The sequence below is a fragment of the Rhizobium sp. CRRU65 genome, from assembly GCF_048551595.1.
Taxonomy (GTDB): Bacteria; Pseudomonadota; Alphaproteobacteria; order Rhizobiales; family Rhizobiaceae; genus Rhizobium; species Rhizobium leguminosarum_J.
Window position 1 is genome coordinate 66938 of record NZ_JBLYZH010000006.1, and the last position, 18144, is coordinate 85081.

Here is an 18144-nt window from a genome sequence, read left to right on the forward strand (position 1 = left end):
ACACCGATCGTTCGATGCAACAGCACGAACGTTCTTGTCTGGTGCGCCGGCGTTGGATGGATGCAAGGAGCAGCGTTGCGGCGTGTCCTTCGAGGCTCCGCCCTATGGGCTGCGCGCCTCAGGATGAGGGCCGTTGGAGGCTGCCGCATACCCAACAACAGGCGTGAGTGGACGCGGCAACCCCTCTTCCGTCATGCTCGGGCTTGTCCCGAGCATCTGCAACCGGTGCAGCAGAGCCTCGGCACAAGGCTGACATGACGGAGAGCGAGGCGGCGTTCGCGCCAAACTGAAACCGCCCGCGAGAAAACGCGGGCGGCGGCATCATCGTGTGGCATCCGCCTCGAGCGCAGATGATCAGTCCTGGCCCTGCAGGCGGTCCATCACTTGCAGCAACAGATCGGCGCAGACCTTCATCGGTTCGTCCTCGGCGCACTTCAGGTCGATCCGGGTGTTCCCATCCTCGATCCGGAAATGCGCTGCCTTGGACGGCGGCGGCGGCGGGCGATGACCACGGAAACCACGGAAGCCCATGTCGCCTCTCCGACCATGCCAGCGGTATTCGGGGCGATCTCCCGGCCGCGCATCCGGCCGGTCCGTCATCTGCTCATCGTCATCAGGAGTGGACGGAGACGGCGGCGGAGGCGGCGAGCCGGGTTCAGCCGCTGCCGGTGGAGTCCCGGCGGATGGCGGAGCGGGCGGCTGTTGGGCGAAGGCTGTGCCGGCGAGTGCTGCAAGGGCAAGGCCTGATAGGAGAAGTCGTTGCATGGAAGCGTTCCTTTCGGAGTTAGGAGGCGTGTCTGTAAACACCGCAGCGCGGCTTTGGTTCACGCCCGTCACGGCCTGTGATCGAAATCTGCAAATCGTCTGTGCGGCGGACCTTTCGGCGGACGCAGCGCTTCCGTTCGTCCATCCTGACGAACGAGGTAGCTCGCATGCACGAAGCCGTCGTCGAAGCGTCCCTGGACGGTGACGGCTTCGTCCTTCGCGACAAGATCCCCATCCTCGCCAGCCCGGCCGGTTTCAACAAGCGCCTTGCCGCTCTCGTCCTGCAACACGAACTTGTTGCCGTAGATCTCGGCAACCTTGCCTTTGATGGTAACGAGGCTGGTGGCCGGCATGGCCGAAATCGCCACCGGCGTCAGCGGCGCCATCTCGGGCGCGGGACGCATCATCTTCACGGCGCTCGCGCCTCCGGCAGCCCCGATGACAAGCGCCACGGCGGCCGCGATCACAGGGATCGCCAGCCGGCGACGGCGCTGTCCTGGCGGCACGGGCGTGGCTGCGCCCTCGGGATGCGCGTTGTCCTGGTCTTCGTTCGGCATATATCTGCTCCTTGCTTCAGTAATGGCCGCAATCTAGCCGCCCCACCCCCTCGCCTGCCTGAACCTCTCCGTTCAGATTGAGTTAAGCTCGGCCCGATAGTTTCGGGCCGTTCCCGTAGATGAAAGTTCTTCCCATGCGCGTACTGCTCGTCGAAGATGACGAAGACCTGAGCGGCCGGATCGCCGCCGTGCTGCGATCGGAGAACTTCGTCGTCGATATCGCTCGCAACGGCGAGGACGCTCTCCATGCGGGGCTGACCGAACTCTTCGATGTCGCAATCCTCGACCTCGGCCTGCCGAAGATCGACGGGGTCAGCGTGCTGAAGGGCTGGCGCGAGGGCGACCGCAACCTGCCGGTTCTGGTGCTGACGGCGCGCGACGGCTGGCCGGACAAGGTCTCGAGCTTCAAGGCCGGCGCCGACGATTTCCTTGCCAAACCCTTCAAGGTGGAGGAACTGGTGCTGCGCCTGCGCGCTTTGGTGCGCCGGGCGTCCGGTCACGCCGCCTCGCGGCTCGTCTGCGGCGCGCTGGTCTTCGATGCGCAGCTCGGCACCTTCGAGCTCGACGGCCTGCCACTGAAGCTGACGGCGCTGGAATGGCGGGTGCTCTCCTGCCTGATGCTGCGCAAGGAGATGATCGTCGACCGGCGCGAACTCACCGAGCGCGTCTATGATGGCGATGCCGAAGTCGACTCCAATTCCATCGAGGTCATCATCGCCCGCCTGCGCAAGAAGCTCGGCGGTGAACGCATCGAGACGATGCGTGGCCGTATCGAGACGGTGCGCGGCCGCGGCTATATGCTGACGTCGGCATCATGAAGGCCCCCTCCCTCAAACCGAAATCGATCGCCGGCCGGCTGCTGATGTTCTCCGGCATCTTCGTGACTCTGGCGCTTGTCGTTGCTGCCATCGTGCTCTGGCTGGCGCTGAAAACGGTGGTGCGCGAGCAGGTCGACCAGCGTTTGGACATCCAGATCGGCGCCCTGGCCGCTGCCGTGACCCGCGACGCCGAGGGAAGGATCGCGCTGTCCGCCCCGCTCGACGCGCCGCCCTTCGACCGCCCCTCCTCCGGCTGGTACTGGCAGATTGACGATGGGCAACAGCGCCTGACCTCCCGCTCCCTGATGAACGGCACGATAGACGCGCCGCCACCCCGGCAGGACCTGCGCCATGTGCTGATGGGCATGCCGACATCAGGCAGTGGCGGCGATCGAGGAAGAGGGCCGCTCTATCTTCGCCAGGCCGTGCGCAGCATTGACGGCATGACGCTGACGATCACCGCGACGGCGCCAATGATCGCCCTCGTCGGCCCGGCGTTCCGCGCGCTCTTCTGGCTGGTGCCCTGCATGCTGCTGCTCGGCCTCGTGCTAATGGCCGGCACGCTCTGGCAGATCCGCTTCGGCCTGCGCCCGCTGAAATCCATGGCAACCAATATCGATGCCATCAACCGGGGAGAACGCGCCCGCCTGCCCGATGAGGCAACCGTCGAGCTTGCGCCGCTCTCGCTGAAAACCAATGCGCTGCTGGCAGCCAACGAAGAGAGGCTCGCGGCAACGCGCATCCAGTTCGCCAATCTCGCCCACGGCCTTAAGACCCCCGTGGCGAGCCTGCTGCTGGCGCTCGACGAGCAAAACGATCCGCAGGGCGCATTGCGCAGCCTCGCCGCCCGCATCGACAACCGGATCAAACACCACCTCGCCGCCGCCCGCCGGGTGATGGCCTCGTCGGACAATGTCGCCAGCACCGACGTGGCGACTTCGGTCGCCGATCTGCACCGGGCGATCGGCCAGATCCACGCCGAGCGCAACATCGCCTTCGACACCGATATCGCGCCGGGCCTGCGCGTCGCCTGCGACGAAAGCGATGTCGAGGAAATGCTCGGCAACCTGATCGACAACGCCTTCAAATGGGCCGCCTCCCACGTGAAAGTCAGTGCCCGCCGCAACGGCCCGACCGCCCGCATCACCATCGAGGACGACGGCCCCGGCATCCCCCCGGACCGCCTCGCTGCTGTGCTGCTGCCGGGTGTGCGCGAGGACGAGCATGTGCCGGGCAATGGGTTTGGGCTGAGTATCGTCAGCGAGCTGGCGGGGTTGTATGGCGGGTCGCTGGTGCTGGAGGCGAACGGGGCGATGGGGTTGCGGTGTGTGTTGTGTTTGCCGGCGGCGGTGGGGCTGGTCCTGCGTGATGACGACAAGCTAACCAATGGCATCATTCGTTCAGATGAGCTCAACCCGTGACAAGGCTGTGGAGGCGGCGCCAAGCGATCGTGCTTCGGAGGGCCGGGGCCGCTTCAGCTATATCCGCCAGTAATGCTGGAAGTTCGTGGGGCACGTAAGAAGGCTGTAAGCCGATAACCCGATCCGCGACATCCAGAACTTTCATGTGGCCAACGTTTCGCAAAGGGGTCGACTTTGTCAGCGTCCGCAGTACAGCCGACATATCCCGCCTCTTCGAAGGTTTCCTGCCGCACTCGCGGCATCGGCCTGACGCAGGGATGTCATCGTTGCCGCCAGCATCACGGCCGCGATCAGCTGGTCGTGTTTCAGATAGGTCATCAGTGCCACCCCTCTTCTTCAAATCGCCATCTATCCTGCGTGTTATTGTTGATCAGGGAATCAAAAAATGACCGGTAGCTAAACGTGGCAGAGTCGGAAAAACGTGATGACAAGTTTACTTGGACATATGCAATCTGGTTTTTGCCGTACCTGTCGCAAATTTGGCTATGGTGGCTGGCCCCCAAATGGGACTGGTGGATCATCGGCCTTATCACTCTCGCGCTGACCGTGATCGCCATCGCCGGTTCCATCTGCATCAACTTGGCGCGGCGGCGCTGGTGGCGTGTCGTGTCGCTCTTGATCACACCCCTTCCGTGGCTAGTCATTTTTTACATCGTTGCTGTTACCGGCATAACGCCCGACAGCGTTCGATTTGCTTTGAACAAGCAAGCGTATCTGGCAGAGATCGAACGAACCGATGTGACGAGCGGTGAGCCGCGATTCAGGACATTTGCATTGGACAGTATGTTCAAGGCGACAACATCCACGACGCTTGTGTACGATGAGAGTGATGAAATTGCCCTGCCCAGCGGCGAGCAATCCGCCGCCTGGCAACAGCGAACCCAAAAATTGTGCTCGGAAAAGAAAGAATGCGTCAATCTCTATCCTGGCTCGGACTGGCCTTTCAGCGTCAGCAAGGTTGGCGAACACTTCTATATTGTGTATCAAAACTTCATTGACGCGTTTCCCTAGCGACCGATCGTCATTGCCGGGACAAGGCCGGCTGTCCTGCGATCCGCGTCCTGTCATCGGTGCTTCTGCGTCTTCCAGTTTTGCGCTTTCCACCGCGGGTCGGCTCGCGATCGCGAGGAAGTCGTCGCAAAGGCGCGCGCGAGAAAAGCGGTCCGGTTCGCGTAAGGGAGTCCTGTCACGGCCGCCACCTCGCCGATGGGGCAGGAAACGCACGATAGCGTTTTATCTCGATGGGATGCCCGCTTTTGGCGCAAGGCTGCTTTCGCGACCTATCCCTGAAGCGTAATTCTCAGCTCCCGGCATAATGCTCCCTTCCTCAAAGCCACAACCCAGCCCCCTTCCCGATAACCGCTCCCGCCGAGACGTCTTTCGCCTCGCCTCTGCCTTGTTGCTCGCGTATCCTGACGCCCGATTCGCCGTCCGCATACGAGGGTGGGCATGAACGAAGCATCAAAGGAGAGCGCGATGACGGACGCCAAGAGCGGCATTTCTGGACTACGGCCGCATATTACAGTCATTGGCGTCGGTGGCGGTGGCGGCAATGCGATCAACAATATGATCGCGGAAAAGCTGGCGGGCGTCGAATTCGTCGCCGCAAACACGGATGCGCAGGTGCTGGCCACCTCCAAGGCGACGCGCCGCATCCAGCTTGGCGCCAATGTGACGGAGGGTCTCGGAGCCGGTTCGTTGCCTGAGGTCGGCCATGCGGCTGCCGAAGAGTCGCTCGATGAGATCATGGATCACCTGGCCGGCTCGCACATGTGCTTCGTCACCGCCGGCATGGGCGGCGGAACGGGTACGGGTGCCGCACCTGTCATCGCCCGCGCTGCGCGTGCCGCCGGCATCCTGACGGTCGGCGTCGTCACCAAGCCCTTTACCTTCGAAGGCAACCGCCGCATGCGGATGGCGGAAATCGGCATCGAGGCGCTTCGCCAGGCGGCCGATACGGTCATCGTCATTCCCAACCAAAACCTCTTCCGCATCGCTGATGCGAAAACGACGTTCGCCGATGCCTTCATGACGGCCGACCGTGTGCTCTATGCGGGCGTTGGCTGCATTACCGATCTGATCGTCAAGGAAGGCCTGATCAACCTCGATTTTGCGGACGTGAAGTCGGTCATGCAAGGTATGGGCCGCGCCATGATGGGCACTGGCGAAGCCTCCGGTGAAAGCCGCGCGATGAAGGCGGCGGAAGCTGCAATTGCCAACCCGCTTCTGGACGACATCTCGATGCGGGGCGCCAGGGGCGTACTGATCTCGATCTCCGGCGGTTCGGATATGACGCTGTTCGAAGTGGACGAAGCGGCAAGCCGCATTCGTGACGAAGTGCAGGAAGACGCCGATATCGTCGTCGGCGCGATCTTCGACCGCAGCCTCGACGGCAAGTTCCGTGTCTCGGTGGTAGCGACCGGCCTGGAAGGCGCACCGCTGTCCGCATCCGCGCCTCACGCGGCCGAGCAGGTTCAGACGCGCACTCTGCAGTAGCGTAGCGGCGCGATCCGAGCACGACAGCGTGCCGCGTCTTTTCGGGCGCGCGGCGCTATCGTGCTTCAATGTCCTGCGCTCCGGGGAAATCGCCGCGATCACTTGTCGTTGATTCGCGATCACCTGTCGTTGATCGTGGGAAGGTGCGTTTCGACCTCTACGCGGCGCTTGTCATCCAACGGCTCAATGTGCTTCTGCCAGAAAGCCTCGGCCTCCGGCGTGTCATCATCCCAGTGGCGGATCTTGACAATATTGTCATCGATCTTGGCCAGCCGTTTACCGCCAAGCCGCAGGTATTCGTCCGCCAGTTGTTTCGATCGGGTCGTTTGCATGTCGTGTTCCTCCATAGGCGAACCGAAAGGCCGATCGTCATTACCGGGTTGGCTGGCAATCGGCATCCCCGTTATCGGCGCTTCCGCGCCTTCCAGTTAAACAGTGCGGCGGGATCATGGTTCCAAATCATCGGCCGAAACCGGACCACGCGGCCGGCTGAAGGCGTCGGCCGCCATCCATGTTCCACACGGCCCGCCGGGACAGCCGGAGACGCCTCGTACTGGCTGAAGAGCGGCCTTGTCCGGAACAGCAAGACTGCATACGTCGGGGCGATCTTCGACCGCAGCCTCGACGGCAAGTTCCGCGTTTCGGTGGTGGCGACCGGTCTGGAAGGCAGCCCTCTGCCTGCATCCGCGCCTCACGCCGCCGAACAGATCCAGACGCGCACGCTGCAGTAGCGTGGCTGCAATTTCGCTGATTTGTGTTTACGAAGGCTCCGGCCGGTTAAACGCCCCGCCGTAAGAAGAACGGGCGGGGCGGCGTCGGCATTCGGCCAGCAAAGACCGTCAGGCGAAGAGTATGTCCGAGATATTGTGCACCACGGAGATTTCGTCGATCCCGGTGTTGGTGATGTAGAGATTATCCGCCGCTGAGTCATAGACCACGTTGGTGATCAAGTCGTCTCCCGGTATGGCTATGTTGACGTCAACCGTTGTCTTGACCCAGTTTCGAAGTCGAAGGCCGTGCCGATATGCTCGCTGCTGGAGGAATCGCCGAAGAAGAACGTGCCGTCGACGGCAAAGCCGTATCCGAGCCCGCCCGCCGCGAAGGTCTTGGATTCGATCGGGTTCAACGTTTCGGGGTCGATCTTCGAGACCTGCCAGGTGGAGTCATTGATGCGGCCGACGACGTAAATGCCGGTCGAATCCTGCATCGTATTGACGGCCGTGAATCCACCCCAGTCGAACGTACCCGCCCCATTCTCGCCGATAAGACCCGGGATCGGGTCGCCCCTCTGATCGGACGATCCGTCGGCGGCATCCCATTTTGCGAGATAGGTCTGATCGGGGAAAGGGTCCTCCTCGCCTCTCGCCTCGTTGGTTCTTCCGATGATCTCGCCGCCGCGGACAGAAAAATAGGTTCCGCCGATGTCATATTCACCCTTGTCATAGTCGCCGAGAGAGATGGCGCCGCTGGCGTTGTCGGCTTCAAATGCCGAGACGTTGTCGTAAATGCTCACCATGGGACCATCTGGGAAACCATGGCCGGAACTGACGTAATACTGGCCGGTTAGCGGATCGATCGCGACCCCTTGGAGTTCGTAATGGTCCAAGAAGGGGCGCACCACATCCGCCTGGGCCTCGACATGATTGGTGTTCAACGACTTCCCATCAGTCACGCCGTCGACGGTCAGGGTGATCACGCCGGCATCCGCGTGACCAGCGCCGTCGGAGACCTTGTAATATTGGAGTTTCTCGGTGGCATGCTCGCCATCATCGAGGCCCGCCTTCACGGCCGGGTCGAGATCGTAGGTGAAGCTTCCATCGCCTGCGAAATGGAAGGTGCCGAATTCGCCCGCCACGTCGGTCGTCTGCCCTTGCCCCTGACCGGCAGGAATGCTGGTGCCCTCGACCGACCGCAGGAAGAGCGCGCCCGCCTCTCCCGGGTGATCATTGGCAAGCACGTTGCCTGCCATCTCGCTTCCTTCGCGGAAGGAGAAGGCGTCGTCGACCGCGACCGGCGGGGTCGTGACCCCGTGAATGTCGAGCGTGAAATGGCCGACATCCGTGTTGCCGGCGCCGTCGGAGATCTTGTAACCGATCGTCTCCGTCAGCGTCATCCCCTCAACGAAGCCCGCCTTGGCAGCCTCGTTCAGCGTATAGGTATAAGAGCCGTCGGCGCTGACGTGGAACGTGCCGTATTCACCCTCGATATCGGTGACCTGCCCGGCCGTCTTGGCAAGAACTCGCTCGCCATCGAAGAAGTTGAGGAACATGTTGCCGGAACCCCCGGCCAGATCATTATCCAGCAGATTGCCCGAGATCACGTCATTCTCAGAAGCGCTGCTGACATCATCGACCGCCACAGGTTTTGCAAGCTCTGTCATGGATATCTCCTTCAAGATCCATTCGCCTTAGTCTATCGGAGGAAAGCAGCTGAGATCGGATTGGTCAATAAATTTTCTATCAAGAGTAGTATTTTAGGTTTTTACAATTTTGTTATACTTTGGGGCTTCGCCCTAACAAGAGGCGGAGAATATGAGCGAGGGCGCTATTCCAAACTCCCTCATTCCTGTGCTCGTCACAGGAATCCAGTACGCCCAAGTCCTTGGGCGCAAAGGCTCCTTGCCTGGAAGAAAGTCATTCGCAGCGCAGACGCGCCTTGGCTGGATTCCTGTGACGAGCACAGGAATGAGGGAAGATAAGTGGGCGCCCATCAGCGGCCTAGAAGGTGAGGCTGGGTGTGCGGCGATCGGCTAAATGCGAGAAGCAGCGTTGCGGCGCGCGCTTCGAGGCTTCGCCATGCCGGCTCAGCACCTCAGCATGAGGGAGGATGGAGGATGCCGCGCGAGTGCTCAAGAGAGCCTCATCGTGAGGCGCGGAAGCCGAAGGCTGGAGCCTCGAAGGACGAGGCGGACGGCAGCGATCCCTTAGGCCCAAACCCGCCGTTACTGCTCGGGAAACTTCGCATAGTCGCAGATCCCGGTGAAATAGAAGGTTTGCTCTTCAAATTCAGACTTTGAGAGCCCGAATTCGACAACGCTCATTTTCTTGTCGGGATAAATATAGGCCCGCCCCGATGAACTCCCCGAGCCTGCCGCAGTCTCCGGTGCCGAAACCCGTGTAAATCGGCACTGTATTACCTTTGAAGGTCCCCTTCAGCACCCTCTCGATTTCAAACTCATCGCTTGTTATCCGCGGTATTTCACGCCTCGCTTGCGGATCCGGCATACCGACGCCAATTGTCACCGATTTCATGCGGCCCCTTACGACCAGATCGGAACTGGCAAATTTCTCCTTATCGGACATTTCTTTGCAACTGCAGGCGGATGCCGCCGAAGCCGACAACGCCATCAAGACCAACCCGGCGACCAAGGCCACGGCACGATATGAATTCATTGAAATCCCCCATCCGCACGGCTCAAATCTTGCACTCATCGATGCACAGCATGACGGCAGATTTGTCCGGATTGAGGCGATGAAGATCGCTATATCATCGATCGACCAACCGCCCTCGCCTCACCCCACCAACCCCTTGATCTTCGCCGCATCCTCCGCCGTCGCCGGATTGTACACCACCATGCTGAGGTCCGGCCGGCCATCCACCTGGAAGGCGGAATATTCGAAAGCGAGTGGGCCGAGGATGGGGTGTTTGATGTGCTTGGCGCCCTCGCCGTGGGTGCGCACGTCGTTGTCGCGCCACATCGCCAGGAATTCGGGGCTCTTGCGGCAGAGTTCGTCGACGAGGGGCTCGACCTCGGCCGCAGCACCCGCGCGGGCCGCATCCACGCGGAAGGCGGCGACGACGAAGCGGGCGACACTTTCCCAGTCGTACTGGGCGGCGCGCACGCGCGGATCGAGGAAGATGAAGCGCAGCACGTTGCGCTCTTCCGGCGGCAACGCGCCGTAGTCGGTTAGAAGCACAGTCGCCGCCCTGTTCCAGGCAATCACGTCCCAGATGGCGTTGCGGATCAGCGCCGGGCTCGGGTCGAGCGCATCGAGCACGCCCTGCAACCTCGGCGTCACGCCCTCTTGCCTGTGGTAGCGCACCTCGGGCGGCCGACCGAGACCGATGAGGAAGAGATGTTCGCGCTCGACATCGGTCAGCATCAGCGCGCGAGAGATCCGGTCGAGCACGTCGGCAGACGGCGCGCCGCCACGACCCTGCTCCAGCCAGGTGTACCAGGTCGGGCTGATATTGGCGCGGCTCGCCACCTCCTCGCGCCGCAGACCCGGTGTGCGCCGCCTCTCCCCCGCAAAGCCGAGGGCGGCGGGATCGAGCCTGACGCGGCGCCCCTTCAGATAGGCGCCGAGCCGATTGTCCGAGGTGACGAATTCACCCATCCTGTTAGCCTTTATACCATGATAATGTCACTACTTTACCATGATAGAGGCAGAGCAGATATGTGTCTCCAGCAAAAACGGAGATATCAGATGCGCGTATTCGTCACTGGAGCCACCGGCTGGGTCGGCTCAGCCGTCGTCAATGAATTGGTTGCCGCCGGCCATCAGCTGCTCGGGCTCACCCGCTCGGACAAGGGAGCGGATCAACTGACTGCCGCCGGGGCCGAGGTCCATCGCGGTACGCTCGATGATCTCGAAAGTCTGAAGAGCGGTGCGGCTGAGGCGGACGCCGTGATCCACACGGCTTTCAACCATGATTTCTCGAAATTCGCCGAAAACTGCGCCGCCGACCGGCGCGCCATCGAGGCGCTCGGCGAAGCCCTCCAGGGCTCCGATCGTCCGCTGCTGGTCACAGCCGGTCTCGGCTTTGCCCCCGGACGTGTTGGCACCGAGAAGGATCCGCCCATGCCGACGTCGGAGACCTACCCTCGCACCTCCGAAATCACCGCGGTATCGCTTGTCGCGCGTGGCGTGCGCGCCTCCACCGTCCGGCTCCCGCCCTCGGTGCATGGCCATGGCGACCACGGCTTCGTGCCGATCCTGATCGATTTGGCCCGGCGCACGGGTGTCTCGGCCTATATCGGCGAAGGGCAGAACCGCTGGCCGGCCGTGCACCGGCTCGATGCCGCCCGGGTTTATCGCCTGGCGCTGGAGCGCGGCGCCGTCGGCGGCCCGTTCCTGGCAGTCGCCGAAGAGGGAGTTGCCTTCAGGCAGATCGCCGAGGTCATCGGCCGGCGGCTCGATGTGCCCGCTGTCTCGCTCTCACGGGAAGAAGCGGCCGAGCATTTCGGCTGGTTCGCCATGTTCGCCGGCATCGACATCCCGACATCGAGCGAGCATGCCCGAACGCTGCTCGGCTGGCAGCCGCAACAGCCCGGCCTCCTCGCCGATATCGATCATCCCGCCTATTTCGGCGGGTAGGAACCGTGTCCACATATAAAAATGGAGCATTTCCGTCACTGGAGAAAACGGAAATGCCTGCCGGCTTGGCTCGTGAGGAGAACCAGCGGCAGTCCCATCGGGTGCGCGGCAGCGAAGCGGGGCGCCGACGGCGGGTGAGTGAGCGTTTCCCTCAAACCCGCTGCCTGCGCAAAGGGCACCGCGCCGGCAGGAAATATGGAACCGTGTCGTCCGCCATCGGTTGATCAGAGGTCCACCTCAAACATGGAGCCGAAAAATGAGCAAGACCAACGCTCGTGAACTTCAGAAACGCGCCGAACGGCAGGTGAGGAACACCAGCGCCGGCGGCCATCTCGGCGGCACATATTTCGGGCAGCAACCGGACGGAAAAACCGCCTCGTCGACCAGCAACGACAGCGCCAAGGCGCGGCCGAACGACGGAACCAAATAAGCGCCGCAGGCCTCACCTCACCGAAGTAAAGAATTCTCCTGCGCCCAGGGATCTGGGCGCCTCCCCTGCTCACGCCATCCACCTCGCTATTGATCGGCGACGCCTCAGCGCTAGCTTCTGCTCGCGGCCGACCGGGCGCGGGGGATACAATCTTTGGGCGAAGGTGGAGGGGCGACGTGGCATCCTATTCGATTGACGATGCGATCCGGGAACTTGCGCCAGCTCTCGGCAAAGCGCCGGCGGGCGCGGTCAGCGGCGAATGGACAGCCACCACGATGCAGGCGGGGCATTCCTCCCGGACGGGCGGCTACCGCGATGCCGAGGAAAATTATGTCCCGGAGGCCTCCAGGCATCCGCTCGATATCATCTCGGATGTCATCGAAAAGCTGGGGGAATCAGGGGTGCCCCGCTTTAACAAGGTAGTAATCCAGTGGAAGAAGCCGAAGTTTCCCTTCATGCGGGGAGAGATCACGCTCGAAACTAGCTATGACCGGACGATCGTGCCGCGAGGGCCTGACGACCCGATCTACGAAACCACCGCCGCTGTCCGGCGCGCCTTCTGGCAGAGCCGCGGTACAGTGCAGGAGGACTTTGCCGCTGAGCGCGGAACGGCCAACATTCACGCCCAGACAAAATGGTTCGGCCCGCATCGCCGCATCCTCGCCATCCATGCGCCGGGAAGGCTGACACTTGCTACCGACGGGCTGTCGACCCCCTGGGCCGGCATATCCGAGCCGGAGAACGGCGTCGAATGCGAGCTTTTCATGGAATTCGACGCCGCGACGTTGGAGGCGGCCGGGATCGAAAACTGGGCGAACCTGTTGATCAACATCGGCGACCTCGTGGCAGACGGTTATCGCGTCGCCCGTGACGTCGAGAAGCACGGCTGCATTCTGTTCTGCCGGCTGACCGAGGATTACCGCCCCATGACCCGCATCATGCTCAGCCGCGACCCCGGGCGCATCGACGGCCTGCCTTTCGGCCCCGTACCGCTGATCCGTGCAACGCCGATCGCCGAAACCGAAATCGACGGGCAGGACCTTTCCGACGACTGGGGCGCTGCGGCCGCCCGCAACGCCCTGGCCAAACGCGGCATGAGGATTGATTGATGTCGCCAATGTCGGGCACCAATGCCGCGCGCCAAATGCCCAGCGCTTGTCGCCCGGCCGGCGCAATCTTGTGCTATTCCTGGATGTCTGGTTCGACGACCTTGGCGAGGTTTCGCAGCGACTCCTGCCAGCCGAGATAACAAGCCTCGGGCGGAATGACATCAGGCACGCCGGCCTGCACGATATCCACCTCGGTGCCGACCGAAACCTTCTTTAGCGTCACGGTGACTTCCATCTCACCAGGCAGATTGGGGTCGTCAAACCTGTCGGTGTAGTGCAGGCGTTCGCCCGGGACGAGCTCGAGATATTCGCCGCCGAAGGCGTGGCTATTGCCCGTCGTGAAGTTGCGGAATGACATTCTGAACGTGCCGCCGACAACCGGCTCCGAATGGTGCACGGTGCAGAGGAAGCCGTTCGGCGGAAGCCACTTGGCAAGCGCGTCCGCCTCCAGGAATGCGCGATAGACTTTCTCCGGGCTGGTCGCCAGAACGCGGTGCAGGCGTATGGTACTCGGCATGGTCGTGATCCTTTTTGGATTTACGGAATGGACGAACCTAGGACGGGCGTGGCTTGGCCGATCCGACACCGGATCGAATTTTTCTTCAAGAAAAATTGCTCCAGAGCATGTCGCGCAAAGTGCCCAGTGGTTTTGCGATAACGATATGCGCGGAAACAAAGACCTAAAGCGCAAGCAGCGAATCTGAAAGATTGCGACGCGCTTTAGGGGTATCGCCGCTCAGCCAGGCATACCATCGAACTGCGGAAGATCGAGCGGCCTTGCCCAGGCGAGCCGCCGCCGGGTGAACATTTCGACCCCCGGCTTGATCAGTTCGGGCCGGTCGAGGCTGCCCAGCGTCACGAAGACGAGGCCGGGGAAGCTCTCCAGGTTGCTGCTGAACAATCGGGCGCCGCAATCGGGGCAAAAGTTGCGGTCGAGCCCTTTGCCTGAATCGGCGATGTAATGAAACGCCTTCGGACTGCCGCTGATCACGGTGAAATCGTCCTGCGGCAGGGCGAAGAACGTGGCGGCCTCGCCGCCCGTCGCCCTCTTGCAGTCCAGGCAATGGCAGTTGGCGACAAAGTTCGGGTCGGTGTCGAAGGCAAATCTCACTGCGCCGCAGGCGCATTGCCCCGTATATTTCCTGGTCATCTCCCGTGCCTCCCATCCTGTGTTCGAACGTTTGCGATTGGCTCTGCCTCCCGTCGTGCGCAGACGTCGTCGAGACGCGCCTGCGACCGGGGGTTGGCACAAGCCGAATGAGGAAATCTCGACCTCCCTGGGCAGCAATCGTTTCCAAGGGCTGAAGCGCTTAAGCCGCGGCCTGCTTTCTCAAGGCATCAAGCAACGTCCGGGCGCCCTGTTTTGACGAGGCCGGGTTTTGGCCGGTGATCAGCAGGCCGTCCTGGACGACATGCACACCCCAATCCGCCGTCTTCGAAAACTTTGCGCCCTGCTCTTTCAGCACGTCCTCGAGCAGATAGGGAACGACTTCGACCAGATGCATAGCCTCTTCTTCCGAATCGGTGAATCCCGTGACGGCCCGGCCCTTGGCGATGGGCTTTCCATCCGGCGCTTTCACATTCGTCAGGATACCGGGTGCATGGCAAACGAGCGCCACAGGTTTTCCCGCCGAAAGCATGTCCTCGATGAGCGACAGCGCATTGCGGTCGTTCGTCAAGTCCCAAAGCGGACCGTGCCCGCCGGGGAAGAACACGCTGTCATAGTCCGCCTGGTTGATGTCGGACAGCTTCAGCGTGTTGGCGAGCGCCCCCATTGCGGCCGCGTCTCGTTCGAACCGTCTCGTGTCTTCCGTCTGGAAGGCCGGCTCATTGCTCTTCGGATCGAGCGGAGGCTGGCCGCCCTTCGGCGAAGCGAGTGTGATATCGACCCCGGCGTCGCGGAAAACGAAATAAGGAGCAGCAAGCTCCTCGAGCCAGAATCCCGTCTTCCTGCCGGTGTTTCCCAACTGATCATGCGATGTGAGAACCATGAGAATTTTCATTGCTCAGCTCCTTCAAGCCGGCCGGCGGACAACGCCGTCGGCACCCGGATTTACGGTGAAATACTGCCTGCAATCTCATGCTGAAACGGGAGAGGACATAGAGCGGCTGCGCTGCGAAACAAGCTCTCCCGCGCGGCGTTTGCTAGAATTGCTTTAGCCGAAGCCTAACCAGACAACGGAGGTCGCCCGCGACATCCGTTCGCTGGGCTGAGCCGACAGGTGTATCAAAGGCATTTGAAAAGCCTGACCGGCTTTCCCGGCCCACGCCGGATGATGCCCTTGGCTTCCAGATCCAACTGAACGGCCTTCAACCACCATCCGGCCTTGGAACCGCCGGGGAATTCGACTTCGGAGAGGTGCGGCAGGATGGCGATATTTGCCTCTGCCACAGTCAATCCGGGTGCCTGCGCGGGGAGTGCGGCCAGCAAAGCGTGGCGCATTGCCATGTATTTGGCCTTGTTGACCCGCTCCGTATGGTGCGGCGAGGTTATGCTTTCAATGAGGATTTTTTCGTCGTCAGGCATCGATAGCTCCTTTGACAGTGATGTCGGGGACTTTGAAGCCCATCGCAATCCACGCGGTGAGAAGTCTGCCATAGAAGCCGGCCGTCGCCAGTGCGCCGGAAGGCACGTCATCGGGCACACTCGCGCGATCGGGCACATTCTGGGTCATCGTGCGCAATTGGAGGGGTGGAAGCTCGTCCTGCTTCCAGAGATTGCCGTAGAAGCTAAGCCAGTGGCCGCCCTTGAACTCCAGAAAAATGGGCGTGTTGCAGCAGGACGCCAGGACACGTCGCGTTGAAGCATTGGGTCCGAGGCGGAACTCCTGCAGGTTTTCGGTTCCGGCCAAAAGGCTGATCCGATCCTTGCGATAAAGCACGTAACGCGTACCGCCATGGATCGTCCGGATCGCCTTCGGCAAGGGAAGCGACTCCAGCCTGCCAGCCGCGTCACTGCAGCTCTTGCAGTGGCATTCCGCGCTGATGATCGGGGCGCCGCGCACTTCGAGGTGAAAGGTTCCGCAGGCACAGGTCAGATGGGTTGTCTTGTTGTTCATGACATCGCTCGCTGTTGAGGATCGCTGGATAGCCGCAAAATCAAACTAGACCGTTTGGTTCCGTTATAAGAACTAGACGGTTCAGTTTGATCGTGTCAAGTAGGGTTGGAGCGGAGATCGAGAATGTTGATACCGGGTATGGAAGCCGACCTGGCCCATGGGCGGGCTGGCACTCGTTCAGAGCGCAAACAGGCGGCGATCGTCGGTGCCGCGGCCGAAGTCTTTCTGAGCACCGGTTATGCCGGAGCCAGTATGGACGAGATCGCCAGTCGGTCCGGCGTGTCCAAGCAGACGGTCTACAAACACTTCTCCAGCAAGGAGGCACTGTTCGTCGCGGTGCTCACCCAGATGATGGGCGAGGCAGATACCGCCGTTCACACCGGCCTCCCCCAGGTGGAGAATCGCGCTCAGCTGGAAGCCTACCTCCTTGACTACGCCGTCCGCCAGCTCACCATCGTCCTGACGCCCGGGCTGATGCAATTGCGCCGGCTCGTGATTGCGGAGGCGCAACGCTTCCCGGAACTCGCCAAGCTGCTTTACGCGCGCGGGCCTGCACGGGCGCTCGAGGTCATGGGCAGCGCTTTCGAACAATTGGCCGGCAAGAAGCTGCTGCAGTTCTCCGATGCAACGGTGGCCGCGTCACAGTTCAACTGGCTGGTAATGGCCGACCCCGTCAACCGGGTCATGATGCTGGGCGATGCGGCCATCCCGACGAAGCAGCAGATTCACCGCCACGCCGAGGGGGCCGTCACCACGTTCCTGGCGGCATTTCTGCATCCAGAGAAGCGGTGAACGCCACCGAAAGTCCGGGTATCACAGCGGCAATGACTTGAATTTTCCGCACGTGCCAACAGGCCGGCGGTCACAAAGCCGCCGCTCAATCGTCAGCAAATCGCCCCGTTACCGCCGCACCGTGCCCTCTTAAAGGTTCCATCGTCGCGACCTCGCCCGGCCTTTAAGTGGCTGAGCGATCGACCGAGGCGGTCTTGCTGCCAATCAAATCATGCACTTGAAGAGGAATGAATATGATCACTCGTTACACATCTGTCGCAGCATTGAGCGCGACAGTCTTCAGTCTGCTTGCTTTCAGCCCGGCATCCGCTGTCGACATGGCCCAGGCGCAACAGCAGCCGGCACAAGCGCAGCCCCCGGCACAGGCGCAGCCGCCGATGCAGGGACAGCCCGGCGGCAACGGTCCGACGGCAGCCGTCAGCGATCAGAAAATCGAAGCCTTCGCCGTTGCCTATCTGCAGGTCGACAAGGTCAGACAGGAATATTCGGCCAAGATCGGCGCGACGAAGGACGAGACTACCAAGCAACAGCTGCAGGAGGAGGCCAAGAAGCAGATGGTCGATACCGTCCAAGCCTCTCCCGACATCTCTGTCGAGGAATATTCGTCGATCCTGACGGCCGCGCAGAGCGACCCGGCTCTGGCCAAGAAGGTTCTGGAAAAGATAGGCACGCCGCCGCCGGGCCAGGAGCAGCCGCAGCAGGGGCAGCAGCAGCCGCAGCAATAGGCAGTGTAGCGCTTAAGTCGCCATGAACAGGCTGCGGATGTCTTGCCGTTCGCGCCGGCAGCAGAGCCCGCCAATTGCCGGGCTCTGCTTTCCATCTCGGCAGTCGACGAAGAGATCGGCTAGAATAGGACGTCGTCCGAAAACCGCTTACACTTTTCGGCATCGTGCTCTGGTTCAGTATTGCGACCCGCTCTTATTGTTCAGGTCGTGCCGTTCGGTGCCTGTCAGCGGCGGGTTGAAAATGCTGACGAGAACGAGATCCTGATCCTTGCCGCCGCGCAGATAATGCCGGTCGTGCTTGTCGAGCACGTAGATATCGCCGGCGCGGATCGGAAAGACGTTGCCGTCCATATCCTCCACCTCGCCCTCGCCCTTGATGCAATAGCAGGCCTCCAGGTGATTGCGGTATTGAAGCAAGGCCTCACTATTGGCGCGAACGACGGTATGGCACACGGTAAAGCCCATGCCGTCGTCTTTGGTCAGCAGCCGGTGGCTCGTGCCGTTGCCCCAGTCGACGAAACGCTCGGTGAGCTCCACCTCTTTCAGATTTCTAACGAACATCGCCGGTTCCCGTGATAAATAATTGAAGATATGGCGATGATTCATTTTCATCGCCGGCAACATTTAGCTATTGAAATGGCTGGCATTTTCAAA

21 protein-coding genes and 2 pseudogenes are annotated in these 18144 nt (G+C 61.6%); 10 read left to right on the top strand and 13 right to left on the bottom strand.

All coding sequences use genetic code 11. The annotated features are described in order from the left end of the window. Positions 1–354: 354 nt before the first annotated feature. Both ACM5SV_RS14125 and ACM5SV_RS14130 read right to left on the bottom strand, forming a co-directional pair. Positions 355–765 (bottom strand): hypothetical protein, encoded by a 411-nt coding sequence (locus ACM5SV_RS14125; protein WP_128438367.1) that lies wholly within the window; start codon positions 763–765, stop codon positions 355–357. A gap of 68 nt (positions 766–833) precedes the next feature. Then, positions 834–1322, bottom strand: coding sequence for a hypothetical protein (locus tag ACM5SV_RS14130; protein ID WP_128438366.1), 489 nt, complete (start codon positions 1320–1322; stop codon positions 834–836). 134 nt (positions 1323–1456) lie between these two features. Here ACM5SV_RS14130 and ACM5SV_RS14135 point away from each other — a divergent pair, with 134 nt between their 5' ends. Both ACM5SV_RS14135 and ACM5SV_RS14140 read left to right on the top strand, forming a co-directional pair. Beyond that, positions 1457–2140 (top strand): response regulator transcription factor, encoded by a 684-nt coding sequence (locus ACM5SV_RS14135; protein WP_128438441.1) that lies wholly within the window; start codon positions 1457–1459, stop codon positions 2138–2140. Next, positions 2137–3561, top strand: a complete 1425-nt coding sequence (locus ACM5SV_RS14140) for a sensor histidine kinase (RefSeq protein WP_222014114.1) — start codon at positions 2137–2139, stop codon at positions 3559–3561. The genes ACM5SV_RS14135 and ACM5SV_RS14140 overlap by 4 nt, the downstream gene beginning before the upstream one ends. Before the next feature lie 177 nt (positions 3562–3738). Here ACM5SV_RS14140 and ACM5SV_RS14145 read toward each other — a convergent pair whose 3' ends face one another. Further along, positions 3739–3879 (bottom strand): hypothetical protein, encoded by a 141-nt coding sequence (locus ACM5SV_RS14145; protein WP_164902762.1) that lies wholly within the window; start codon positions 3877–3879, stop codon positions 3739–3741. A gap of 84 nt (positions 3880–3963) precedes the next feature. Here ACM5SV_RS14145 and ACM5SV_RS14150 point away from each other — a divergent pair, with 84 nt between their 5' ends. Together ACM5SV_RS14150 and ftsZ are read left to right on the top strand one after the other, a co-directional pair. Continuing rightward, positions 3964–4572, top strand: a complete 609-nt coding sequence (locus ACM5SV_RS14150) for a hypothetical protein (protein WP_012758069.1) — start codon at positions 3964–3966, stop codon at positions 4570–4572. A 465-nt stretch (positions 4573–5037) separates the two neighbouring features. Further along, positions 5038–6057, top strand: a complete 1020-nt coding sequence (gene ftsZ / locus ACM5SV_RS14155; RefSeq protein WP_105008187.1) for a cell division protein FtsZ — start codon at positions 5038–5040, stop codon at positions 6055–6057. 119 nt (positions 6058–6176) lie between these two features. Here ftsZ and ACM5SV_RS14160 read toward each other — a convergent pair whose 3' ends face one another. Further along, positions 6177–6455 carry a hypothetical protein gene (locus ACM5SV_RS14160; RefSeq protein WP_138334815.1) on the bottom strand — a complete coding sequence of 93 codons (279 nt, stop codon included), beginning with the start codon at positions 6453–6455 and terminating at the stop codon, positions 6177–6179. Positions 6456–6650: 195 nt separating this feature from the next. On the opposite strand from ACM5SV_RS14160, the pseudogene ACM5SV_RS14165 reads away from it, so the two are divergent. Continuing rightward, positions 6651–6788: pseudogene (locus tag ACM5SV_RS14165) on the top strand (cell division protein FtsZ); the annotation flags it as partial. Between the two features lie 108 nt (positions 6789–6896). Here ACM5SV_RS14165 and ACM5SV_RS14170 read toward each other — a convergent pair. The 3 genes and pseudogenes from ACM5SV_RS14170 to ACM5SV_RS14180 form a co-directional block, all read right to left on the bottom strand. Continuing rightward, a pseudogene (locus ACM5SV_RS14170) lies at positions 6897–8437 on the bottom strand (Ig-like domain-containing protein). 625 nt (positions 8438–9062) lie between these two features. Beyond that, the gene (locus ACM5SV_RS14175) at positions 9063–9449 is read right to left on the bottom strand and encodes a hypothetical protein (RefSeq protein WP_260689103.1); all 387 of its coding nucleotides are present in this window, start codon (positions 9447–9449) and stop codon (positions 9063–9065) included. 120 nt (positions 9450–9569) lie between these two features. Then, entirely contained in the window at positions 9570–10394 is an 825-nt protein-coding gene (locus ACM5SV_RS14180) for a helix-turn-helix transcriptional regulator (protein WP_164022448.1), read from the bottom strand. 90 nt (positions 10395–10484) lie between these two features. On the opposite strand from ACM5SV_RS14180, the gene ACM5SV_RS14185 reads away from it, so the two are divergent. The 3 genes from ACM5SV_RS14185 to ACM5SV_RS14195 all read left to right on the top strand — a co-directional run bounded on the left by ACM5SV_RS14185 (position 10485) and on the right by ACM5SV_RS14195 (position 12914). Beyond that, positions 10485–11375, top strand: a complete 891-nt coding sequence (locus ACM5SV_RS14185; protein ID WP_222014115.1) for an SDR family oxidoreductase — start codon at positions 10485–10487, stop codon at positions 11373–11375. 256 nt (positions 11376–11631) lie between these two features. Then, the gene (locus tag ACM5SV_RS14190) at positions 11632–11805 is read left to right on the top strand and encodes a hypothetical protein (RefSeq protein WP_165402045.1); all 174 of its coding nucleotides are present in this window, start codon (positions 11632–11634) and stop codon (positions 11803–11805) included. 176 nt (positions 11806–11981) lie between these two features. Next, positions 11982–12914: a hypothetical protein gene (locus ACM5SV_RS14195; RefSeq protein ID WP_222014116.1), complete on the top strand. Its 933-nt coding sequence runs from the start codon at positions 11982–11984 to the stop codon at positions 12912–12914. Between the two features lie 73 nt (positions 12915–12987). On the opposite strand, the gene ACM5SV_RS14200 is transcribed toward ACM5SV_RS14195, so the two are convergent. From ACM5SV_RS14200 to ACM5SV_RS14220, 5 genes are all read right to left on the bottom strand, one after another. Further along, entirely contained in the window at positions 12988–13431 is a 444-nt protein-coding gene (locus tag ACM5SV_RS14200) for an SRPBCC family protein (RefSeq protein ID WP_222014117.1), read from the bottom strand. Positions 13432–13650: 219 nt separating this feature from the next. Beyond that, positions 13651–14064, bottom strand: coding sequence for a GFA family protein (locus ACM5SV_RS14205; protein WP_222014118.1), 414 nt, complete (start codon positions 14062–14064; stop codon positions 13651–13653). Positions 14065–14224: 160 nt separating this feature from the next. Beyond that, positions 14225–14917 (bottom strand): type 1 glutamine amidotransferase domain-containing protein, encoded by a 693-nt coding sequence (locus ACM5SV_RS14210; RefSeq protein ID WP_222014119.1) that lies wholly within the window; start codon positions 14915–14917, stop codon positions 14225–14227. Positions 14918–15141: 224 nt separating this feature from the next. Next, positions 15142–15441: a DUF6958 family protein gene (locus ACM5SV_RS14215; RefSeq protein WP_113548066.1), complete on the bottom strand. Its 300-nt coding sequence runs from the start codon at positions 15439–15441 to the stop codon at positions 15142–15144. Next, positions 15434–15973, bottom strand: a complete 540-nt coding sequence (locus tag ACM5SV_RS14220; protein ID WP_012758084.1) for a GFA family protein — start codon at positions 15971–15973, stop codon at positions 15434–15436. The genes ACM5SV_RS14215 and ACM5SV_RS14220 overlap by 8 nt, the downstream gene beginning before the upstream one ends. Before the next feature lie 123 nt (positions 15974–16096). On the opposite strand from ACM5SV_RS14220, the gene ACM5SV_RS14225 reads away from it, so the two are divergent. Both ACM5SV_RS14225 and ACM5SV_RS14230 read left to right on the top strand, forming a co-directional pair. Beyond that, positions 16097–16765 (top strand): TetR/AcrR family transcriptional regulator, encoded by a 669-nt coding sequence (locus ACM5SV_RS14225; protein WP_012758085.1) that lies wholly within the window; start codon positions 16097–16099, stop codon positions 16763–16765. Positions 16766–16992: 227 nt separating this feature from the next. Continuing rightward, positions 16993–17490, top strand: a complete 498-nt coding sequence (locus ACM5SV_RS14230) for a DUF4168 domain-containing protein (RefSeq protein WP_041935548.1) — start codon at positions 16993–16995, stop codon at positions 17488–17490. Positions 17491–17664: 174 nt separating this feature from the next. Here ACM5SV_RS14230 and ACM5SV_RS14235 read toward each other — a convergent pair whose 3' ends face one another. Then, complete coding sequence (locus ACM5SV_RS14235) at positions 17665–18051, bottom strand: ectoine synthase (RefSeq protein WP_003541014.1); 387 nt, start codon at positions 18049–18051, stop codon at positions 17665–17667. Between the last annotated feature and the right edge of the window lie 93 nt (positions 18052–18144).

Bases quoted from the DNA above. Each gene is read 5' to 3' on its own strand.
- ACM5SV_RS14125 (WP_128438367.1), bottom strand. From the start codon at position 765: ATGCAACGACTTCTCCTATCAGGCCTTGCCCTTGCAGCACTCGCCGGC.
- ACM5SV_RS14130 (WP_128438366.1), bottom strand. From the start codon at position 1,322: ATGCCGAACGAAGACCAGGACAACGCGCATCCCGAGGGCGCAGCCACG.
- ACM5SV_RS14135 (WP_128438441.1), top strand. From the start codon at position 1,457: ATGCGCGTACTGCTCGTCGAAGATGACGAAGACCTGAGCGGCCGGATC.
- ACM5SV_RS14140 (WP_222014114.1), top strand. From the start codon at position 2,137: ATGAAGGCCCCCTCCCTCAAACCGAAATCGATCGCCGGCCGGCTGCTG.
- ACM5SV_RS14145 (WP_164902762.1), bottom strand. From the start codon at position 3,879: ATGACCTATCTGAAACACGACCAGCTGATCGCGGCCGTGATGCTGGCG.
- ftsZ (WP_105008187.1), top strand. From the start codon at position 5,038: ATGACGGACGCCAAGAGCGGCATTTCTGGACTACGGCCGCATATTACA.
- ACM5SV_RS14160 (WP_138334815.1), bottom strand. From the start codon at position 6,455: ATGCCGATTGCCAGCCAACCCGGTAATGACGATCGGCCTTTCGGTTCG.
- ACM5SV_RS14175 (WP_260689103.1), bottom strand. From the start codon at position 9,449: ATGAATTCATATCGTGCCGTGGCCTTGGTCGCCGGGTTGGTCTTGATG.
- ACM5SV_RS14180 (WP_164022448.1), bottom strand. From the start codon at position 10,394: ATGGGTGAATTCGTCACCTCGGACAATCGGCTCGGCGCCTATCTGAAG.
- ACM5SV_RS14185 (WP_222014115.1), top strand. From the start codon at position 10,485: ATGCGCGTATTCGTCACTGGAGCCACCGGCTGGGTCGGCTCAGCCGTC.
- ACM5SV_RS14190 (WP_165402045.1), top strand. From the start codon at position 11,632: ATGAGCAAGACCAACGCTCGTGAACTTCAGAAACGCGCCGAACGGCAG.
- ACM5SV_RS14200 (WP_222014117.1), bottom strand. From the start codon at position 13,431: ATGCCGAGTACCATACGCCTGCACCGCGTTCTGGCGACCAGCCCGGAG.
- ACM5SV_RS14205 (WP_222014118.1), bottom strand. From the start codon at position 14,064: ATGACCAGGAAATATACGGGGCAATGCGCCTGCGGCGCAGTGAGATTT.
- ACM5SV_RS14210 (WP_222014119.1), bottom strand. From the start codon at position 14,917: ATGAAAATTCTCATGGTTCTCACATCGCATGATCAGTTGGGAAACACC.
- ACM5SV_RS14215 (WP_113548066.1), bottom strand. From the start codon at position 15,441: ATGCCTGACGACGAAAAAATCCTCATTGAAAGCATAACCTCGCCGCAC.
- ACM5SV_RS14220 (WP_012758084.1), bottom strand. From the start codon at position 15,973: ATGAACAACAAGACAACCCATCTGACCTGTGCCTGCGGAACCTTTCAC.
- ACM5SV_RS14225 (WP_012758085.1), top strand. From the start codon at position 16,097: ATGTTGATACCGGGTATGGAAGCCGACCTGGCCCATGGGCGGGCTGGC.
- ACM5SV_RS14230 (WP_041935548.1), top strand. From the start codon at position 16,993: ATGAATATGATCACTCGTTACACATCTGTCGCAGCATTGAGCGCGACA.
- ACM5SV_RS14235 (WP_003541014.1), bottom strand. From the start codon at position 18,051: ATGTTCGTTAGAAATCTGAAAGAGGTGGAGCTCACCGAGCGTTTCGTC.